General features: G+C 59.6%; 17 protein-coding genes. 6 read left to right on the forward strand and 11 right to left on the reverse strand.

The features are described 5' to 3' along the window. Positions 1 to 333: 333 nt before the first annotated feature. From A3CW_RS0125975 to A3CW_RS47680, 8 genes are all read right to left on the reverse strand, one after another. Positions 334 to 855 carry an SRPBCC family protein gene (locus tag A3CW_RS0125975; protein ID WP_028206164.1) on the reverse strand — a complete coding sequence of 174 codons (522 nt, stop codon included), beginning with the start codon at positions 853 to 855 and terminating at the stop codon, positions 334 to 336. Then, complete coding sequence (locus tag A3CW_RS0125980) at positions 848 to 1,261, reverse strand: ArsR/SmtB family transcription factor (RefSeq protein ID WP_028206165.1); 414 nt, start codon at positions 1,259 to 1,261, stop codon at positions 848 to 850. The genes A3CW_RS0125975 and A3CW_RS0125980 overlap by 8 nt, the downstream gene beginning before the upstream one ends. 124 nt (positions 1,262 to 1,385) lie before the next feature. Further along, positions 1,386 to 2,294 carry an HAD family hydrolase gene (locus A3CW_RS0125985; protein WP_028206166.1) on the reverse strand — a complete coding sequence of 303 codons (909 nt, stop codon included), beginning with the start codon at positions 2,292 to 2,294 and terminating at the stop codon, positions 1,386 to 1,388. 50 nt (positions 2,295 to 2,344) lie between these two features. Next, entirely contained in the window at positions 2,345 to 3,007 is a 663-nt protein-coding gene (locus A3CW_RS0125990) for a hypothetical protein (RefSeq protein WP_028206167.1), read from the reverse strand. Between the two features lie 57 nt (positions 3,008 to 3,064). After that, complete coding sequence (locus A3CW_RS0125995; protein WP_028206168.1) at positions 3,065 to 3,805, reverse strand: acetoacetate decarboxylase; 741 nt, start codon at positions 3,803 to 3,805, stop codon at positions 3,065 to 3,067. After that, positions 3,802 to 4,974, reverse strand: coding sequence for a patatin-like phospholipase family protein (locus A3CW_RS47670; protein ID WP_154678038.1), 1,173 nt, complete (start codon positions 4,972 to 4,974; stop codon positions 3,802 to 3,804). Before A3CW_RS47670 ends, A3CW_RS0125995 begins: the two co-directional genes overlap by 4 nt. A 52-nt stretch (positions 4,975 to 5,026) precedes the next feature. Next, positions 5,027 to 5,452 (reverse strand): hypothetical protein, encoded by a 426-nt coding sequence (locus tag A3CW_RS47675; protein ID WP_051481724.1) that lies wholly within the window; start codon positions 5,450 to 5,452, stop codon positions 5,027 to 5,029. Positions 5,453 to 5,640: 188 nt separating this feature from the next. Next, on the reverse strand, positions 5,641 to 6,042 hold the full coding sequence (locus A3CW_RS47680) for a YidH family protein (protein ID WP_211254085.1): 402 nt from the start codon (positions 6,040 to 6,042) through the stop codon (positions 5,641 to 5,643). Positions 6,043 to 6,538: 496 nt separating this feature from the next. Between A3CW_RS47680 and A3CW_RS47685 the strand changes: the two genes are divergently transcribed. The 4 genes from A3CW_RS47685 to A3CW_RS0126030 all read left to right on the forward strand — a co-directional run bounded on the left by A3CW_RS47685 (position 6,539) and on the right by A3CW_RS0126030 (position 11,967). Continuing rightward, the gene (locus tag A3CW_RS47685) at positions 6,539 to 8,005 is read left to right on the forward strand and encodes an anaerobic sulfatase maturase (protein ID WP_245623746.1); all 1,467 of its coding nucleotides are present in this window, start codon (positions 6,539 to 6,541) and stop codon (positions 8,003 to 8,005) included. 138 nt (positions 8,006 to 8,143) lie between these two features. Further along, a complete protein-coding gene (locus A3CW_RS0126020) occupies positions 8,144 to 9,634 on the forward strand; it encodes an arylsulfatase (RefSeq protein WP_028206169.1) in 1,491 nt (496 codons plus the stop codon). Positions 9,635 to 9,790: 156 nt separating this feature from the next. Beyond that, entirely contained in the window at positions 9,791 to 10,555 is a 765-nt protein-coding gene (locus A3CW_RS0126025) for a hypothetical protein (RefSeq protein ID WP_154678039.1), read from the forward strand. A gap of 461 nt (positions 10,556 to 11,016) precedes the next feature. Next, the gene (locus A3CW_RS0126030; RefSeq protein WP_028206171.1) at positions 11,017 to 11,967 is read left to right on the forward strand and encodes an aliphatic sulfonate ABC transporter substrate-binding protein; all 951 of its coding nucleotides are present in this window, start codon (positions 11,017 to 11,019) and stop codon (positions 11,965 to 11,967) included. 274 nt (positions 11,968 to 12,241) lie between these two features. Here the strand turns inward: A3CW_RS0126030 and A3CW_RS0126035 are convergent, their stop codons facing one another. Together A3CW_RS0126035 and speB are read right to left on the reverse strand one after the other, a co-directional pair. Then, a complete protein-coding gene (locus A3CW_RS0126035) occupies positions 12,242 to 13,342 on the reverse strand; it encodes a polyamine ABC transporter substrate-binding protein (RefSeq protein ID WP_028206172.1) in 1,101 nt (366 codons plus the stop codon). 41 nt (positions 13,343 to 13,383) lie between these two features. Continuing rightward, positions 13,384 to 14,352, reverse strand: coding sequence for an agmatinase (speB, locus tag A3CW_RS0126040; RefSeq protein ID WP_028206173.1), 969 nt, complete (start codon positions 14,350 to 14,352; stop codon positions 13,384 to 13,386). A 165-nt stretch (positions 14,353 to 14,517) separates the two neighbouring features. On the opposite strand from speB, the gene A3CW_RS50330 reads away from it, so the two are divergent. Further along, positions 14,518 to 15,417 (forward strand): LysR substrate-binding domain-containing protein, encoded by a 900-nt coding sequence (locus A3CW_RS50330; RefSeq protein WP_081771818.1) that lies wholly within the window; start codon positions 14,518 to 14,520, stop codon positions 15,415 to 15,417. 244 nt (positions 15,418 to 15,661) lie between these two features. Next, the gene (locus tag A3CW_RS0126050) at positions 15,662 to 17,035 is read left to right on the forward strand and encodes an SDR family oxidoreductase (protein WP_281175144.1); all 1,374 of its coding nucleotides are present in this window, start codon (positions 15,662 to 15,664) and stop codon (positions 17,033 to 17,035) included. Positions 17,036 to 17,102: 67 nt separating this feature from the next. Here A3CW_RS0126050 and A3CW_RS0126055 read toward each other — a convergent pair whose 3' ends face one another. Further along, the gene (locus A3CW_RS0126055; RefSeq protein WP_028206175.1) at positions 17,103 to 17,810 is read right to left on the reverse strand and encodes a dihydrofolate reductase family protein; all 708 of its coding nucleotides are present in this window, start codon (positions 17,808 to 17,810) and stop codon (positions 17,103 to 17,105) included. Positions 17,811 to 18,024 lie beyond the last annotated feature (214 nt).

Here is an 18,024-nt window from a genome sequence, read left to right on the forward strand (position 1 = left end):
GAGCCGGAGGACCCCACCTCAGCCGGTCGCGGAACTCGCCAGACGCGACCGGCTCTTCCCGGCAAGACCGGGAACTGCGTGTTCTCGCGTAGGCAAACTGGCGGCCAGGACGCCCGATCCAGTCGCTCCCGAGTGCGACGATAGTCTTCACTGCACCTTTCACGCAAAAGGCATAAGACGAACCCTTCTGAGACATACGCCGGAATTCGGCAGAGCGACAGCTTCCAGGAGCGTGCCGGACATGGGCGACGGGGGGCACCAGCCCGGCCTCGGCGTGCCGTCACACGAACGGAAGAGGCGCACCGGAAGTGCGCTCCTTTTTTGTCTCTGGACTCAGCGCCCGGCTTGCTGCTGCGTGAGGTACTTGTCGAGCGCGTCCATTGTTCCGCCCCAACCTTGAGACATGCTGGCGTGCGACGCGTCGAAGATGGCTTCCTCGGCCTCACTGGCGTCCAGAGCGCGCCACTCAAGGTGCATTAACGCGCCACCCTCGACTTCGCTGAGTGTCGTCGTCGACAGCGTATAAAGCGGCCATTGCGCGGACATCGGATGTCGCGTCACTCCGCCTCCGGCATCGCTAAACTGCACGACGACGACAATGCGCGCAGGGGGCGTCAATTCGCGGAACGTCCACTTGCCCCACATCGCGGGAGCGTCGGGCACGCCGCGCGGCTTCATCGCGTAGTGAAAGACGCCACCGACACGCGCATCCACTGTGCAGTGGGACATTTCCATCCCGGGTGGGCTCATCCACGTACTCAAATGCTCAGCTTTAGTCAACGCGGCGTATACGAGTTCGCGCGGCGCTGCGAAGCGGCGCTCGATGACGAAGGGAGCGGAAAGTTTGTCAGTCATTGCGGCGAGTCTTCCTGGTTCGGGTTGAGGAAACTTTGGACGTGGTTTTCGGCGCAGCCTTTCCGTGGGAGTCCTTCACAGGCTTCTGTTGCAGTTGCTGCAGGTAGCTGTCGAGCTGGTCGAGACGCTGTTCCCACAGGTCACGATACTGCAGTGCCCAGTCAGCGGCCTGCTTGAGCGGCGCAGGCGCGATGCGGCACGGGCGAAACTGGCGGTCGCGCCCCTGAGTGATGAGGCCGGCCCTTGCGAGAACACGTAGGTGCTTGCTGATGGCAGGCGCACTCATATCGAAAGGGCCCGCCAAATCGCCAACCGTCGCTTCGCCGTGCGCCAGCCTGGCGAGGATGGCGCGCCGCGTCGGCTCAGCCAGCGCGGCAAATGTGACGCTGAGATGGTCCGCTTCCAATGATGCACCGCGAACTGCCTGGACGTGAAGTCGAGCAGCAGCGCACGCCCTAATTGGAGAGGCGAAGACGATGATCGATGGGCTAAGGGCACGCGAGCGTAACACGCAATTGCCGGGGGATGAATCAAGCAAACACGACATTCCAGTCTTGCTTCATGCTCACGATCGTAATGCCATATTCGGCCGCCTTTTCGAGTGCCTCGGAAAGCGGGCTCAACTTGAACTCGCGGTCATAAGCGTATTCACGCTCACCGTCGTCGTGGCGAAGCAGAAGCGCGAGGCGAGGCCCCGCACCTGCCTTCGTGTAGCGCATCATCGCCAGATCGCCGTCGGAATTGCCGAAGGCGAGAAGGGGGCGCCGACCGATGTGCAGGCCGATGTTGGCGGGCTTTGCCTCGCGATCATCGAAGCTGTTGAGTTCGCCAACCTTCATGAGATCCGCTCGTCCCTCGTTGATCTCGAACCGCAGTTTCATGCTCGACCCAATGACATTCTCGCGAGCAATCCCATAGGCCTCTTCAGCGTACGCGCGCATCATGTCGACACCGCCGCCCGAGACGATGTAGGTCTTGAACCCGTGATCGCGCAGGTAACTGAGTAATTCCACCTGGGGCCAGTATGTGCAGTGCTTGAACAGACGCCCGAATTTCGGATGCTCTGCGGATGCGAACCATGAGCATGCCATGGCATCGAACTCTTCATCGCTCATCCCGGCGTGTGTCGCGGCAAACAGCTCGATGGCGGCCTGCTTGCCCAGCCCGAGCAATTCCGAAAAATTTTGTTCGAGAAGCGCTTTGAAGGGCTGACGTTCCTTCATCGCTGGATCTTTCTCCGCAAGCTCCTTCACGCGGTCGATCAAGAAAAAGATTTGCACCTGGATCGGTTGCTCGCACCACAGCGTGCCGTCGTTATCGAACACCGCGACCCGTTCGGCCGCCGGGACATAATCTGCCCCGCCTTCGTTCGTGACACGCGAAACGAAGTCGAGGATCGAAGACTTCGCCACCGAGTCGTTCCAGCTTTCGAGCGCCATCAGGTTGCCTCCATCAGGGATCGTATGGACAGCTTCGCCATGTCATCGCGTCAAGCCGCAAGCTCCCAACTCCTGAGCCTCGTGCGCGCCGTTCCCATATTGCCAAGGTGATAGACAGCGGCCTCGACCGCTGAAAAGGTGAATGCCTCGAATCTCTCGTCGAGCATTTTCTCGAGATAGTCCTGGGTAGCGATACCAATGCTTACGTGCGGATTGAACTTGCTCCCGGTGCTGTTTGGCACGTAGGTCGCCACGTAGTCGATGGTCGGCTGGTTGATGTCGGGCTCCCCGGTCGTGGTGACGAACGCCGCGGATGTTCCCGTGCTCTCAGTGAAAGGGGCGACGGCGTCGATCAGCTTCCGCTGGAACCCGACAAGGACATCGCTCGGCTCGATGACGATCCCGGCGAGGCCGATTTCCTGCCAGGGCAAATAGTAGTATTTGTGAGCCTTCAGTTTCCAGAGGGCCGCCTTCTCTCCCGCGAGGACTCTCCCTACGGCCTCGTAGACCTTGTCGAGGTCCGCCGTCCTCGCGTACCGCTGTAAGCAGGAGATGTGCGGTTGATGGGTCTCGTCCAGGGCAAAGCCGTTGGGAAAGTTCTCGCGCAACCGCGCGTTGCCAACTTGCGCCTGACGGACCATCGTTTCGTCAGGTTCGAGCAGAATATCGATGGCCGTGACCGCGTTTATTTGGGAATCCAATATTTGATTCATGGTCTTCAAATGTTCGAAGGCATGAGCGCGGTTTGCGCGTGCCCCCGGTTGCGTTATCTAACTCGCAATGTAGTCGTGGACTACCGTACCGAGACCCAGCGTCAAATCTGTGAGGATGTGCACGCCCGAAATCACCTCGAGCACCGGCAAAGCAGCGACCGGCGCGAGCGCGTGATGAAACAACTCAAGTCCGGCAGGGCCTTCCCACGCTCCCTTTATCGTGATGTCCTCGCAGAAGTAGCGGACCAGTTCGCAGATTCGTGCGGTCCCGTCCACATGCGGGATGATCTTGAGCAGGTAGTTCGGCGAGGACAGGGACTCGAGCATCCTGTCATGCGGCAGTGAACGATGCTTGTATCCCATCGTGGCGACTGCCACCGGAATCTGTCCGTAACGCAACACCCCGTGGATCGTGTCCTTTTCGATACAAAGTTGCGGCGATGCAAGCTTTTTCGGGAATCCCCAGATTTCCCGGCCGCCGGCAATGGGCGACATGTCGTCCAGATACATCGCATGAACGTAGCTTCCAGGTTTGCCCTGGAACCGGACAGGAATCACCTGCCCGCTTTCCGTATAATCGCCGAAGCCGGTCGAGTCGGGCATCCGGATGAATTCGAACTTGACGATCGGTTCGGTCATTTCGAGTGGCGCAGGAATGACTTTATCGAGCATCTCCGGATCCGTTCGGTAGGTGATCACGAGGAACTCGCGATCGACAAACCGATAGGGGCCGCGGGGGAACGCAGGACTGGTGAGCGGCATTGCGAAGGCACGCTCCTTCACATCGGATTCGGTCATGGTGTGGGCTCCTGATACGGGGAAGCGACCGGGGTGAGATCAACAACGTTGATGTCGTGGGCAAATTCTTCAGCCTGAAGCCATGCCTCACGCTCGATCGCGTGGCGCACATCACCGAGGCCTCCTTCCCAGAGTTCCGTCACGGTGGAGCGCGAAAAGTCATAGTCCTTGAAGTCAGAGGACTGGGTATCGTGGTGATTGGTCAGGTGAGCGAGGACGACCTTTCCCCGCGTACTGATCGCAGTGAGGCGCTGCACATCGGGATCAGTCCGCACTCCCTCTGGAAGCATGGCCAGCACGCGGCGCAAGCTCTCACGCAACTCCTCCTGTTCGCGCAAGCGGCCTCGGCCAAAACGCATCTTGCTTGCGTACTGAAGGTCCTTCATGCGCTGCTGGACCTGATGCAAGTTTCCCGGCAGCGCGCCAGTCCCGCTGAATACGTCGACCTGGACGACGATCCCGCCCTCCAGGTAAGCCTCGTCCACCACATACCAAAGCGGCGTATTGGATGAGATGCCGCCGTCCCAGTACCATTGGCCGTCGACGCTCACCGGCGGGAAACCCGGCGGGAGCGCACCGCTCGCCATGACGTGCTCGGGACCGATCCGCGTTTTTGTGTTGTCGAAATACACGGACTCGCTGGTGCACACGTTGACCGCACCCAATGAAAGGCGTACGGCCTTGCTGTTGATCAGATCGAAGTCGGCCAGTTCTTCAAGGGTGGCTTTCAGCGGTTGGGTGTCGTAAAAGCTCAATGCGCCCAGGCTCCCGTCGGGTGCCATGAAGGGCGGTGGTACGCGCGGCACGAAAAATCCCGCAACTCCGACCATGACTGCTGATGCCGCACCCATGGCATTGAAATATGACCGCATCGGATCGGGTGGCGCCAAAGGAACGAACGACGCGAGCGCGGATACACGTTCCCAGAATTCCCGAAGCCGTTGAACCCTGCGTTCCGGCCGATTGCCTGCAATCAGGGTTGCGTTGATCGCGCCGATCGATACGCCCGAGATCCAGTCGGGTTTGAATCCGGCTTGCACCAGGCCCTCGTAAACACCGGCCTGATACGCCCCGAGCGCGCCTCCGCCCTGCAATACGAGGATGTTGTGATCGAATTTTCCCCAGTCGACTGGAGCCTTCGTGGAAGGCGCCCTCGCCCGGCTCTTCATGATGGTTCACCTGTTGTGCGTGGGGCTGACGGGAACATCCGCGCAACGAGCGTCACGGAAATCGCTCCTTCTGGTGGTCCGCACTGGCGCCAGTTCCACGCAGTAGGCGACTCGCAATTCGGTTCACGAGTCCGCGCAAGACAAGGTAGGGCAAAATGGCAAGGACGAATGCCACAAAGACTACGCCGCCCGGGTAGACCTTGTGGATGACGATGATCTGGAATACCACATCGAGAATCATTGCCAGGACGAAGACCCTCCAGACACTTCTCCATCCGTCGCGGGCGAGCGCTACCCTATGCGCTGGATCCGCCATGAGCGCCCAGAAGTACGGTGGCTTGCCGAGCTTTGCGTCCCTCAATCCTGAAAGGACTGCAAGCACCGTCGCCATGAGCGGCTGCACGACAAGCCGGAACCTGAACGGCCCATCTACCCTCAGGGTCATGTCGACGAGTGTGCGCGTCCAGAAGTCATGCATGTCATCCTCCATTCCTCGTCACATTCAACTGATCCGGGATTGAGTGGTACATCCGCCCGTTTGGTTCCGCGTTCTAGTTGAAAAAAACAGCAACTCGATCGCAAATATTCAGTGCTTGTCGCGAGTTGTTTTCTGGGGAAATTTTCATGCCCTATTTTCAGGACATCAATTAATCTGAATTAAACGTTTCAGAGAAATCGGTTGACGATGCTGACGAAAGCAACCAGTCCGGTCGCAGCTATGATGATGGAGATGACAAATGTAGGACGCCAGATACTAAATGTTTGATATCGGTTTAACTCAACCAGTGTTCGCCAGTATTCGATCGTCCCCATGACCATCGACGCTGTTCCCATACCCGTGAGAAACAGTCCCACGCGTGCGGGGGTGTTTGGATGGGCCAGATGAACGCCAGCATCCTTGAAGCTCTCGAGAACCTTGTAGATCGTAAAGCCGAAGCTCGTCATGGACAGCGAGGTTCGAATCCACGCCATCAACGAACGATCGGCGGCCATCAGCGTGCGCCTTGCGGCGAGATCGGTGCGGTCTAGCGCGAGTTCATTTGCCGTGCGAGCATGCTCCGTTTCCACGTTGCCCCCTGCTGGCTGCGTCAAACTGACTTGCGTTAGTGGAAGGTCGCGACTTCCGTATCGGCCTGCACTTCGAGTCATTGAGCATGTTCGCAGACCTTTCGCGAGACGCGTTTACCGCCTCGTCATATCTTTCATTTTCGGCATGAATTGCGACTTGACCGTTGTTCAGTCTAGTGCAGCCAACTCACTATTGCGAGGCGGAACACGAAGCGAAATCGTGGGAAATCAGGTAAATTAAATCTGGAAAACTGATGGGCCAATAGATTGCGGATTCATCCCCGAATATTTGATTGAATCGGGTTTCAGGAATTGAAAAATGGGAAGGCGTAAGACTGAATAAGTTACAGATGTGTTGTCGCGATGTGCTATAACAGGCAGCAGGGCGAACGTTGGTTATGCTAGGTTCTGCCAATGCCCCGATCGCTGTCGTCGAATTTGATGAAGCAAGTTTTTGTGCTGACGTAAGATTCAACGCCTGCGGAGGGAGATCGCTGTGATCGAACCCATGCTGTCGTCCAAAGCGGAGTCGTCAGGGGCTCGCGATCGGGCATCCGGCGCTTTCCCGTCGAACGAAGCACCACCGTGCTTTCACCTGTTGGCCAAGCCGAGCGGCTCCACCTGCAACATCGACTGCCAATACTGTTTTTTTCTTTCCAAAGATGCGCTATATCCGGATGAACAACACCGGATGTCCGAATCGACACTTGAAGCGTATATCCACCAGTTGCTCAGCGCACATCGAACGCCTGACGTGACGGTCGCATGGCAAGGCGGCGAGCCCACGCTGATGAGGCTCGACTTCTTTCGCAAGGCTGTCGGGTTCGTTGAAAAATACCGCAAGCCCGGGCAGCGCGTGAAGCACACGTTCCAGACCAATGGCATCCTCCTCGACGACGAATGGTGCAGCTTCTTCCACGAGCACGATTTTCTCGTCGGGTTGAGCGTTGACGGTCCACGCGATCTGCACGATACCTACCGCGTCGACCGGCACGGAAAAGGCACGTTCGACCTGGTCATGCGTGGCTGGGAGAAGCTTCGGCGCCATCAGGTCGAGTTCAATATCCTGTGCACGGTGAACGCTGCGAACGAGCATCACGGGCGTTCGGTTTATCGCTTCTTTCGTGACGATCTGGGAGCAAGGTGGGTGCAGTTCATCCCGATCCTGGAGCGCGCGACCGAGCAGACGATCGACCTGGCGAACCTGGGCTGGAGAGCGCAGCCCGGTCGCCAACGCGTGCTTTACACGCAAACCGGCGACCGGGTGACCAATCGTTCAGTCGGAGCGCGACAGTACGGCCAGTTCCTTGTGGATATTTTCGAGGAATGGATTCGTCACGATGTGGGGCAGGTCTATGTCCAGCTATTCGATGTGACGCTGGAGGCCCTTTTGGGCCGTCATTTGTTGTGCATTCATGCGCCGACCTGCGGCTTCGGCCCCGCGCTTGAATACAACGGCGATCTGTATTCCTGCGATCACTTCGTCGAGCCCGGATACCGGCTGGGTAATATTCACGATACCCCGATGCTCGAAATGCTCGCGTCTCCCGAACAGCGCAGGTTCGGGCTCAACAAGCGCGAGTCCCTTACGGCGCAGTGCCGCCAATGTGACGTCAGGGATGTTTGCAATGGCGGCTGCCCGAAGGACCGCTTCGCGCTTTCGCGTGACGGGGAGCCGGGCCAGAACTATCTTTGCCCCGGACTCGAACGGTTCTTCAAGCACACGCGCCCCGCCATGCGGACGATGGCGAGGCTCCTTCAGCATGGACATGCGCCCGCGGAGGTGATGGCGCTGACCATCGCGGAGGACAAACGTCGCGGGGTCTATGCGCCGTGTCCGTGCGGAAGTGGCCGGAAGTTCCGATTTTGCCATGGCGAGAAGGAATCCCGCGATCATGTCGACACTGGGGTGACGCCAGGCCATCGGCCCCGTAACGGGCCAAGTCGCACCTGTGCAAGTTGACTGCAATCGCACGTAGCCCGCGCCGCATACCAATGCGTGCAGATGGGCGAATGGGTGAATGATCTCCGCAGTCGATGCCGTCTCCCGGCCAGGGTTGTGCATGGGTGACCTGGCTACACCTGAATGGAAGGAAGCGTTATGGCCACAAAGCAACCCAACATCCTTATCCTCTGGGGCGATGACATCGGCTGGTGGAACATCAGCTTCAATAGCCGTGGACAGATGGGCTATCGAACGCCGAATATCGACCGGATTGCCAACGAGGGTGCGGCCTTCACTGACTACTACGGCCAGCAGAGCTGCACCGCGGGACGGGCCGCCTTCATTACCGGCCAGAATCCGATCCGCACCGGCCTGACCAAAGTCGGCATGCCGGGTGCGGACATCGGTCTTTCGGAAGAAGATCCCACGATTGCAGAATTACTGAAACCGCTGGGCTATGCGACCGGGCAGTTTGGCAAGAACCACTTGGGCGACAAAGACAAATTCCTGCCGACGATGCATGGTTTCGACGAGTTCTTCGGCAATCTCTATCACCTGAATGCGGAGGAAGAGCCTGAGGATCCGGACTATCCAAAGATGCCGGAGTTCAAGCAGCGCTTTGGTCCCAGAGGCGTGCTCCACTGTTTCGCCGACGGCAAGGGGGGGCAGACGATCGAGGACACCGGTGCGCTCACGAAAAAGCGCATGGAGACCATAGACGACGAGACCACCGACCACGCCCTGGCGTTCATCGACAAGGTGCACAAGGAAGGCAAGCCGTTCTTTCTCTGGTACAACACCACCGCCATGCATTTCAGGACTCACTGCGCGGAGAAGCACAAGGGTAAGAGCGGACAGGGCGACTACAACGACGTCATGGTTGCCCACGACGAAAACATCGGCAGGATGCTCGACAAGCTCGACGAACTGGGCATAGCGGACGACACCATCGTCATGTACTCCACCGACAATGGCCCGCACTACAACAGTTGGCCGGATGCCGGCATCACGCCCTTCCGGTCGGAGAAAAACACCAATTGGGAAGGCGGCTGGCGCGTTCCGGCTTTCGTGCGATGGCCCGGGAAGATTCCTGCGGGCACGGTGCTCAACGGGATCGTCGCGCACCAGGACTGGATGGTCACGCTGCTGGCCGCGGCGGGTGCGCCAGACATCAAGGAGAAGCTGCTCAAGGGGCACGAGGCGGGAGACAAGACCTACAAGGTGCACCTGGATGGCTACAACATGCTGCCGTATCTGCTCGGCGACGCGAAGGAATGCCCTCGCCAGTTCTTTTTCTACATCAGCGACGACGGGGATATCCTTGCTGTTCGCATGAAGGACTGGAAGATGGTGCTCCAGGAGCAGCGCGCCACACGCCTGCAATGCTGGGCGGAGCCATTCGTTGCCTTGCGCATACCCAAGATGTTCAATCTCCGGCGTGACCCGTTCGAGAGGGCCGACGAAAGTTCGAACACGTACTGGGACTGGGTCATTTCGCATGCCTATCTGTTGTATGCAATGCAGGCGGTAGTCGCGGGCGAAATCGAGGAGTTCAAGGCGTTTCCACCTCGGCAGAAGCCGGCTGCGTTCAATCTCGATGCGGTTTTGCGGCAACTGGAAGAATCCGGAGGCAGCAAGGGCCGGTGATTTCCGGACGATGCCGATGCCGGTGCGCCGGTCGACGTCGCGAACGAGGCGACGCCGGCGCACCACCGCAGACCGCTCTCCTATGCGGATAGTGCGGCGCTTGGCCGGACGCGGCGGGGTGATCACATGCGACCAGGTTGGCGTAAGCGGGATACAGTGTCGGCAATCAGTCTGGCATTGCTCGCGTGGGCTTCTTCGAGCCAGGCTCAGGAACAGTCCGTCGCTCAGGCTCAGGCGCAGGACGGGTGGCAGTTTTCCGTGACGCCCTATCTCTGGCTGGCCGGACAAAGCGGCTCGGTGCGGGTCGGACGGATTATTCCCGACCAGAACGTGGACGCGCATTTTTCCAACATCTGGCAAAACCTCAACTTCGGCGTGATGGGCACCTTCGAGGCGCGAAAAGGTCGCTGGGGGATCATCGTCGACGGGTTTTATGTCAGCGTGGCAAAGACCTCCGATCCGATAGCGGGAGGCAGGCTTGGTACGGCAAGGGGTCAACTCGACAACGGTGTGCTTGAAGTCGCGGGCGCGTACCGGGTTTATCAGAGCGACCTGATTCCCGTGGATGTTCTGGCCGGGCTGAGATACACCAACGTCAACGCCACGCTGTCGCTTTCGCCCAGCGAGCTGTTGCCGTCAGGCGCGCAGCGAGGCAAAGGCGAGAGCTGGGTGGATGGCCTGGTGGGCGTGCGCGCCACCTGGCACTTTGCGGACAGATGGTCGCTCATGGGCTATGCCGATGTCGGTGCGGGCGGCACCAACTATTCCTGGCAGTTTGCAGGTGTGCTCTTCTGGAACATCATGAAAACCATCGACCTGACCGCGGGGTACCGTATCCTCGCGCAGGACTACAACAGTACTTCGTTTTACTACAACATAAGGACTGCCGGCCCGTTTGTCGGCGCGCGCATCCGTTTCTGACAAAGCCTCACCCGGAGGCCGTCCATCAGGAATTCATGTAACGGTATATTGCGAGTCCTCATGGATGATGAGCCGTGCGCCGAGCTGCCGTGCTTTCATGTGATCGGGTAGGTCTTTGCGTTCGCACGAGAGGGTGTGCGAGTGCGTACGGATCAACTCGTTGAAAGTCTGAACGCTGTTGAATGTGACTGGTTGGAGTGCGCCAGGCTCATAAAGGCGTCGCGTGTGATTGACCGGCACGAGAGCGAGCATTCTTTTCCCGAAGCGCGATTCAGATTTGCACAAACTCTTCAGTTTGCGGGCTGGGTGGCTGCTGGACTATTGGTCGCCGGTGGTCCAGCGTATTCACACACTCTGCTCTGCATATCTGAGCCAGAAGGCGTTAATGCGGGAAGACTGGCGGAAAGGTGCAAGAGCGCGAAAACTGTCGGAATCGCTTTCGTTGGGCAAGGGGACATCACATGCTCATTTCTCGACGATCGGTCGTCGTAGGCGGCCTGGGGCTTCTTTGCGCAGGTTTCGCCCAACGGAGTTATGCGCAGGCCATGCCGACCGACTTCCGTGTCGGTTATCAGAAGGCCGGCCTGCTCAGCGTTGCAAAGAAGGAAGCCGTCTTCGAGCGGCGATTGAAGCCGCTGGGCATCGAAGCCGTGAAATGGTCGGAATTCGAACTCGGCCCGCCCATGATGGATGCTATCAGTGCGGGTGCCATCGACTTCGGTTGGGTTGGCGACGTGCCCGCTATCGTTGCGCAGTCAGTCGGCGCGAAATTCTTCTATACAGCATGCATGCCTGCATCGGAGCATGGGATGCTGGTGCCAGAAGGATCCGCCATCAGCTCTCTCGCAGAGATCAAGGGCAAGAAGGTAGCCTTTGCCCGCGGCACCAGCGCACAAAGCGTTCTGTTGAAATTGCTCGCCAGGGCGGGCCTCGCCTACGGCGACATCGTACCCGTGTTTCTGTCGCCCACAGATGCCTCCGCGGCGCTCTCGCGCGGCGACGTCGATGTCTGGGTCGTCCACGACCCCTACTTTGCCTTAGCGGAACGCGTCCAGAGGGCGCACGCGATCGCCACCACGATGGACATTGTCAACGGCAATTCCGTCTACGTAGCCAATCCGGAGTTCGCCAGGAAATATCCCAAAACTCTCGCGGCGGCTATAGATGAGGTGATAAACGTCACGGCATGGGCGGCGCAAAATCGCGACAAGTTTGCCGAGGCGACTTCGGCCGCCATCGGCATGGACGTTGATGCGGTGCGTGTCGCGATCGGTCGCAGCGACTTGACCGCGGGGCCTGTCACGCGTGCGATTGTCGACCAGTTGCAGGAAACCGCCGATGCCTTCCTGAAGGTCGGTTTCATTCCCCAGCCGATCGTGGTCCGTGACGCCGTCTGGCCACTCGCCGGCTGACCCGAGCGGTTAGTCTGACGCACACGGCCGGTTCCTCCCGGACGAGTTTAAGCAACAATGACGGACATACTGTCTTAGCCTGCGCCGAGGCTACGCCCGCAAGCGCCGCGAGAGACAATATCTGTTTGTGCTCCGTCGGCAGTAGTCGACCCGAAGCGGTCTTCCGACTCAAGGTGAGCTCGACGACCGCTTCCGATGCCGAGCGGTCATCCACATAACTTAAGCGGTGCCTGGTGATGATGTGGCCGAGTTCCGGGCGGCCTGCTGCTTTTGCTTATCCGCCCGATTTGAGCTGCGCCCAAAGCCGGCTCTCAAGCCGCTTGATATCGGCCGGCAACGGCTTCATGAGGTACAGCGTCTTCAACACGTTCGACGGTGGGTACACCGCAGGGTTGTTCAAAATTTCCGGGCGGACGAATTTGCGTGCCGCGGCATCGGCATTCGGATAGAACACCTCGTTCGTTATTGCCGCATGCACTTCCGGGCGCTCGATGTAGTTGATCCACTCGAGCGCTGCCTGCGTGTGCGGTGCGTCCCTGGGAATCGCCATCATGTCGAACCACACCGGCGCACCGCCTTTGGGTATGAGGTACTTGATCTCGAAGTGTCTGTTCGCCTCCGCTGCGCGATGACTCGCCATCGACACGTCGCCTGACCAACCGAGCGCAAAGCAGATGTCGTCGCCAGCCAGATCGTTGATGTAGCTCGTCGCGTTGAATTGCGTGATGTAGGGGCGAATGTTCTTCAGCGTGTCGTAAGCGGCCTGGTAGTCGGCCGGCACGGTGCTGTTCGGATCCTTGCCGAGATAGTGCAGCGTCACGGCGAATACATCGGCTGGCGCGTCGAGCACCGATACTCCGCAGCTCTTGAGCTTGCTCACATATTCCGGCTTGAACAGCATGTCCCAGTTGTCGAGTGGCACGTCGTCGCCCAGTATCTTCTGCACCCGCGTCACGTTGTAGCCAAGCCCGGTCGTCCCCCATGCCCACGGCACCGCATACTGATTGCCGGGGTCGGCATCCGCAACGAGCTTCAACAAGTCCTTGTCGAGATTTGCGAGGTTCGGTAGCTTCGACTTGTCGAGTTTCTGATAGATGCCCGCCTCGATTTGCCGGGCAAGGAAGTTGGAGGTGGGCACAACGACGTCGTAACCCGTCGAGCCGGTCAGCAGCTTGGCCTGCAACGTCTCGTCGCCATCGTAGACGTCATATCGGACGTGGATGCCAGATTCCTTTTCGAAATTCGGCACGGTGTCTTTCGCGATGTAGTCGGCCCAGTTGTACAGGTTGAGCTGCCGGTCGTCGGCGGCCTTCGCAGATCCGAGCGCGCAAAGGAGCGTCGCGGCAAGAAGCGGTTTCGTCACAGGGTTCAGCATTGTGGTTTCCGGAGAGTCGTGTCGAGTCGTCGGGTAGGACATCAGGCGAAGCGGTGGCGCTCGAGCTTTCTATGGCGCATCAGGCACAAAATGTCGGCAGCGATGTGCGCCGCGGCGAGCGCGGTGACGTCACTGTGGTCATAGGCCGGCGCGACCTCGACCACGTCGGCGCCGATCAGATTGACGTCGACCAGCGCACGCACGATGGCGAGCGCCTGCGCCGAGCTCAGTCCGCCGGCGACAGGAGTGCCGGTACCCGGCGCGAAGGCGGGATCGAGGCAGTCGATATCGAACGTCAGATAGGCAGGCGAGTTGCCGACGATGGACCGCACCTCGTCGATCACCGCCTGCGTGCCGTGGCGATGGACCCACGGTGCGTCGAGAATGCGCACGCCCATGAAGTCCTCGTTCCAGGTGCGGATACCGATCTGAACCGAGCGCGCAGGGTCGATCAGTCCTTCGCGGATCGCCTTGTAGAACATCGAGCCGTGATTCAGCGAATCGCGGTTGTCGTCGGGCCACGTGTCGCAGTGCGCGTCGAAATGAATCAGGCTCAACGGCTTGCCATATTTCTCCGCGTGCGCGATCAAAAGCGGCCAGGTGATGTAGTGATCGCCCCCAAACGTCAACATCTGCGTGTTCGCCGCGAGAATCTTGCGCGCATGTGCGACGATCGCGTCGCGGATGCTGAGCGGATTGTGCGCGTCGAACCAGCAGTCGCCGTAGTCGACCACATTCAGGTGATCGAAGGGATTGACGCCCCACGGGTAAGCGCCGAGTTCGGCGAGCTGCACGGAGGCGGCACGCATTCCGGCCGGACCGAAGCGTGCGCCTGGGCGAAATGTGGTGGCGAGATCGAGCGGCACGCCGGATACGGCAACGTCGACACCAGTGAGATCGCGTGTGTAAGGTCGACGCATGAACGACAGCACGCCGGCATAGGTCGGGGGCGCGTGCTCGCCGTCGGCCGTCGCGCGGGAGTCGAGGGAGGGAGCTTCGATCGAGGTCATCAGGGTCGTTCCGGTTGATTGAGGGGACGCCGCCACACAAATATTTTTCATGCATCCATGGTCGGTCAGGACGTTGGGACTATGATTACGGGCAAATGAACCGGTGAAAAGCGAAGAATCTTGTTGGAAGTATCGAAATTTCTAATACCTTGCCCTCACTGAACGATGCGTAGACTTCCCCCGTTGCAGGCGCTGCTGGCTTTCGACGCAGCGGCGCGCCTTGGCAGCTTTACGCGCGCCGCGCAGGAATTGGCGCTGACGCAGTCCGCGATCAGTCATCAGATTCAGCAACTCGAGGAATGGACTGGCCAGGCGCTCTTTCGCCGCATCGGGCGCGGCGTTGCATTGACCGCGGCGGGCACGCTTTACGCGCAGACAGTCACCACTGCGCTAGCGACGCTTGCAGACGGTCGCGATCGCATCGAGCCGTATGGCAATCCCGATTCGGCTATCGTGTTCTGTCCGCCGCAGTTCGTTGCGGGCTGGTTGATGCCGCGTATGAAGGCGTTCTCGGCGGCGCTGCCGGACATTGAGCTATGGCTCCTGACGGCTGAAGAGGTCACGGAGATCGACCGTGTGGATGTGGACCTGGTCGTATCGAACAAACAGCTTCGCTCGCCGGAGGTAATTTGCGAGCCATTGATTTGCGAGCAGACGGTCGCGATTTGCGGCCCGCTGACCGCGCGGCGACTGTCGAAAGCGCCGTTTCCGGATGTGCTCGCGTTAGCGCCGTTGCTGGTTCACGAGGCGTTTCCAGACTGGGCGCCCTGGCTACCCGATCTACGGCGTTCGGGCTTGCGCACGCAACGCGCGATGACGATTGACGATCCGCGCTTTCTCGTTGCGGCTGCCGAGCAGGAGGCGGGCATTGCGATGGTGTCGGAGCTGTTCGCGGACGACGCGTTGCGCGGCGGCCGCGTAAAGGCATTGCCGCAGGTGCCGAAGTTCGAGCTCCCGCAACTCTGGCTGATGCGTTCCGCGCAGCCCGCACGATCCGCCGCTGTCGATGCCGTGCATGAGTGGATCATACGCACGGCGCAAACCTGCCGACGGACTGTCGCTTAACCGGTTGAAGTGGACCATCAAACGTCGGACCGTCTTGCTTATCGAACGGACAAGATTGGCCGGCTACCGCCTGATTTGGCGGCCGTAGTCGACCCGTTTCCGTCGGTTAGCTCAATGGGCTAGTGGTGGCCGTTGTCGAATGACCAACTGTCACTCGCCGGAGGTGCACAGCGGCAGATAACTCTCTTCAAGAGCGTCGACAGCCTTGTGCGCAACTACGCGGCGGACCTTCTGAGCGCGCGGCATCCGCGTAAACGCCGTCGTGCCCGGCGTGGCGCAGACCGACATGTCGGGCTTCACGCGCACCGACGAAGGCCGCGACATGACGCCTGGCCTGCAGGCCATCAAACGGCCCGCTGAACCCGAGGATATCGCCGCTGCGATCACCTTTCTCGCCTCCGATTACGCCAGATGGACAACGGGCGCGACGCTCCATGTGAACGGCGGCTCGAAGCTCCGGGCTAGCTGGATTAAGGTGGTTTGCTTGTTGATGTATTCCGCCGTTTTCGTCGTATTGTGTTGCCAAAATGTGGCGGCGCCGCTGTCAAAGTGCTTCCGCACCCGAGCGGCCCGCATCGGGCTGGCCGCGGCGCGCGTCGCCGTTCCGGAGGACGTGCCCGTTCCCGATATCAAAGCCGACGAAATACTCGTTCAGGTGAAGGCCTGCGGCATGTGCCGTTCCGATGTGCAGCTCGTGGATGGTTATTTCCGAAAATGCGCCGATATTCCGACTCCGATTACGCTCGGCCACGAGATCACCGGCGTCGTGCACGCGATCGGCAATATCGTGCCCAAAGCGGCCGGCTTTGAGGAAGGTGATCACGTCGTGGTGGCGCCGGGATGGGGCGACGGCATTTGCCGTCATTGCCAGATCGGTAACACACATATTTGCCCGAACGTGCGTTGGCCCGGTTTTGGGCCGGTCGGAGGATTCGCCGAGTTTCTTCCGGTTCCGGCGCGCTATCTGATCACGGTCGACAAGCAGCTGCCGTTCGAAACGCTCGCGCCGTTGACCGATGCAGGGCTGACGCCTTATCGCGGCATCAAGAAACTTCGCGACTCGGGCGCAATGGGTCCGGACCGCGTGGTCGGCGTTTTCGGTATCGGCGGGTTGGGCGGCTATGCCGTTCAGTACGCCAAGATTCTCGGCGGCGGTGCGCGTGTCGTTGCATTGGCGCGTAACCCCGAGAAGCTCGCGATTGCGAAGGAATACGGCGCCGACTATATCGTCAATATCAAGGGCAAGACGTCGTCGGATATCAGCAAGGAACTCGTGCAACTTGTGGGACAGAAAGACCTCGATGCGATGATCGACTGCGCGGGCGCGCCCGAGATGGTGCAACTCGCCATGAGCCTGCTATCGATCAGCGGTCACTATGTCGATGTCGGGCTGGTGGGCGATCGCATCGATATCCCGCTCTTTCCGCGTGTATCGCGCGAGCAGACGCTGCACGGTTCGTTCTGGGGTAACAATATCGATCTGATGGAAGTCATGGCGCTCGCGGCGGAAGACAAAATCCGCCATACGGTCTCGACATTCTCATTCGATCAACTCAACGAGTATATCGACCGCCTGAGAGTCGGTGAGATCGTGGGCCGTGCCGTGATGAAATGGTGATTTTGAACGGCCTGCGGTCGGTCTTGAGCGACCACAGACCGAATGGCTTTCTTGAAGACACGTCAGATCACGCCGGGGATTCAACAAGATAACGCACCCATACACTGCCGCCCTCGAGTGTCTCGACCGATTTGAATGCGAGCGATCGACCGTAACCGGGATTCCCCTCTTCGGGGCCTTCGAAGATCGTCTGGACGCCTCGCACGCCGTCGATTCCCGGGCAGAGCAACACACTCACTTCGTCGATCAGACCGGCTTTTAGAAAAGCCGCGTTGATAGCGCCGCCGCCTTCGAGAAGCAGCGTCTTGATACCCAGCGTTTCACCCAGTGCTTTGACGCCGGCCTTCAGGTCGTGTCCATCTTTACCCGCAAACACGTAAGACACGCCGCTTTGCCGCAACTCGGCGAGATAGTCGTCCGATACATGCTCGCCGAGTATTGCGGCGATTTGATCGTCACCCACGGTCGGGCGCGCGTAATGAAGCTTGCCGCTTGGGTCGAGCCCGATCGCGAAAGTGGGTTTGCGATCGGGATTGAGCCATGCGTCCCGCGCACCGACGCTACCCGTCGCGATCGACGCGTCGCGCTCGTCCTTTACGATTTCGGCCATCGTCACGCGGCCGACGAGCCAGCCGTCGCCACCTAGACCCGCGGCTAAGTTTTCATATTGCGTCACGAAATGACGCCGGTCGAAACCGTGCGGCATCGAATAGCGGCTCGGATGCAGTTTGCCGTCGATCGAGGACATCATGTGGCAGATGATTCGGGGGCGCATGTTGACTCCTGGAATCTTTTGAAACGGTTACCGGGGAATTAAACAGAGTCGCGCAGGCCGCAATTCCCGTACCTGGCGGGGACATCGTCATTCAGCCCGGCATGTCGGTGAAGGGGTACCGTCGAGGTGTTTTGTCCATGTGAGGCGGCGCTTTGTGAACATCCCGATAACGGGGCAGTGAAAAGACGTGCGCCGCATTCCTGACAACAATTTC

It is taken from the genome of Paraburkholderia nodosa DSM 21604 (assembly GCF_000519185.1).
Lineage (GTDB): Bacteria > Pseudomonadota > Gammaproteobacteria > Burkholderiales > Burkholderiaceae > Paraburkholderia > Paraburkholderia nodosa.

Bases quoted from the DNA above. Each gene is read 5' to 3' on its own strand.
- A3CW_RS0125975 (WP_028206164.1), bottom strand. From the start codon at position 855: ATGACTGACAAACTTTCCGCTCCCTTCGTCATCGAGCGCCGCTTCGCA.
- A3CW_RS0125985 (WP_028206166.1), bottom strand. From the start codon at position 2,294: ATGGCGCTCGAAAGCTGGAACGACTCGGTGGCGAAGTCTTCGATCCTC.
- A3CW_RS0125990 (WP_028206167.1), bottom strand. From the start codon at position 3,007: ATGAATCAAATATTGGATTCCCAAATAAACGCGGTCACGGCCATCGAT.
- A3CW_RS0125995 (WP_028206168.1), bottom strand. From the start codon at position 3,805: ATGACCGAATCCGATGTGAAGGAGCGTGCCTTCGCAATGCCGCTCACC.
- A3CW_RS47670 (WP_154678038.1), bottom strand. From the start codon at position 4,974: ATGAAGAGCCGGGCGAGGGCGCCTTCCACGAAGGCTCCAGTCGACTGG.
- A3CW_RS47675 (WP_051481724.1), bottom strand. From the start codon at position 5,452: ATGCATGACTTCTGGACGCGCACACTCGTCGACATGACCCTGAGGGTA.
- A3CW_RS0126020 (WP_028206169.1), top strand. From the start codon at position 8,144: ATGGCCACAAAGCAACCCAACATCCTTATCCTCTGGGGCGATGACATC.
- A3CW_RS0126030 (WP_028206171.1), top strand. From the start codon at position 11,017: ATGCTCATTTCTCGACGATCGGTCGTCGTAGGCGGCCTGGGGCTTCTT.
- A3CW_RS0126035 (WP_028206172.1), bottom strand. From the start codon at position 13,342: ATGCTGAACCCTGTGACGAAACCGCTTCTTGCCGCGACGCTCCTTTGC.
- speB (WP_028206173.1), bottom strand. From the start codon at position 14,352: ATGACCTCGATCGAAGCTCCCTCCCTCGACTCCCGCGCGACGGCCGAC.
- A3CW_RS50330 (WP_081771818.1), top strand. From the start codon at position 14,518: ATGCGTAGACTTCCCCCGTTGCAGGCGCTGCTGGCTTTCGACGCAGCG.
- A3CW_RS0126055 (WP_028206175.1), bottom strand. From the start codon at position 17,810: ATGCGCCCCCGAATCATCTGCCACATGATGTCCTCGATCGACGGCAAA.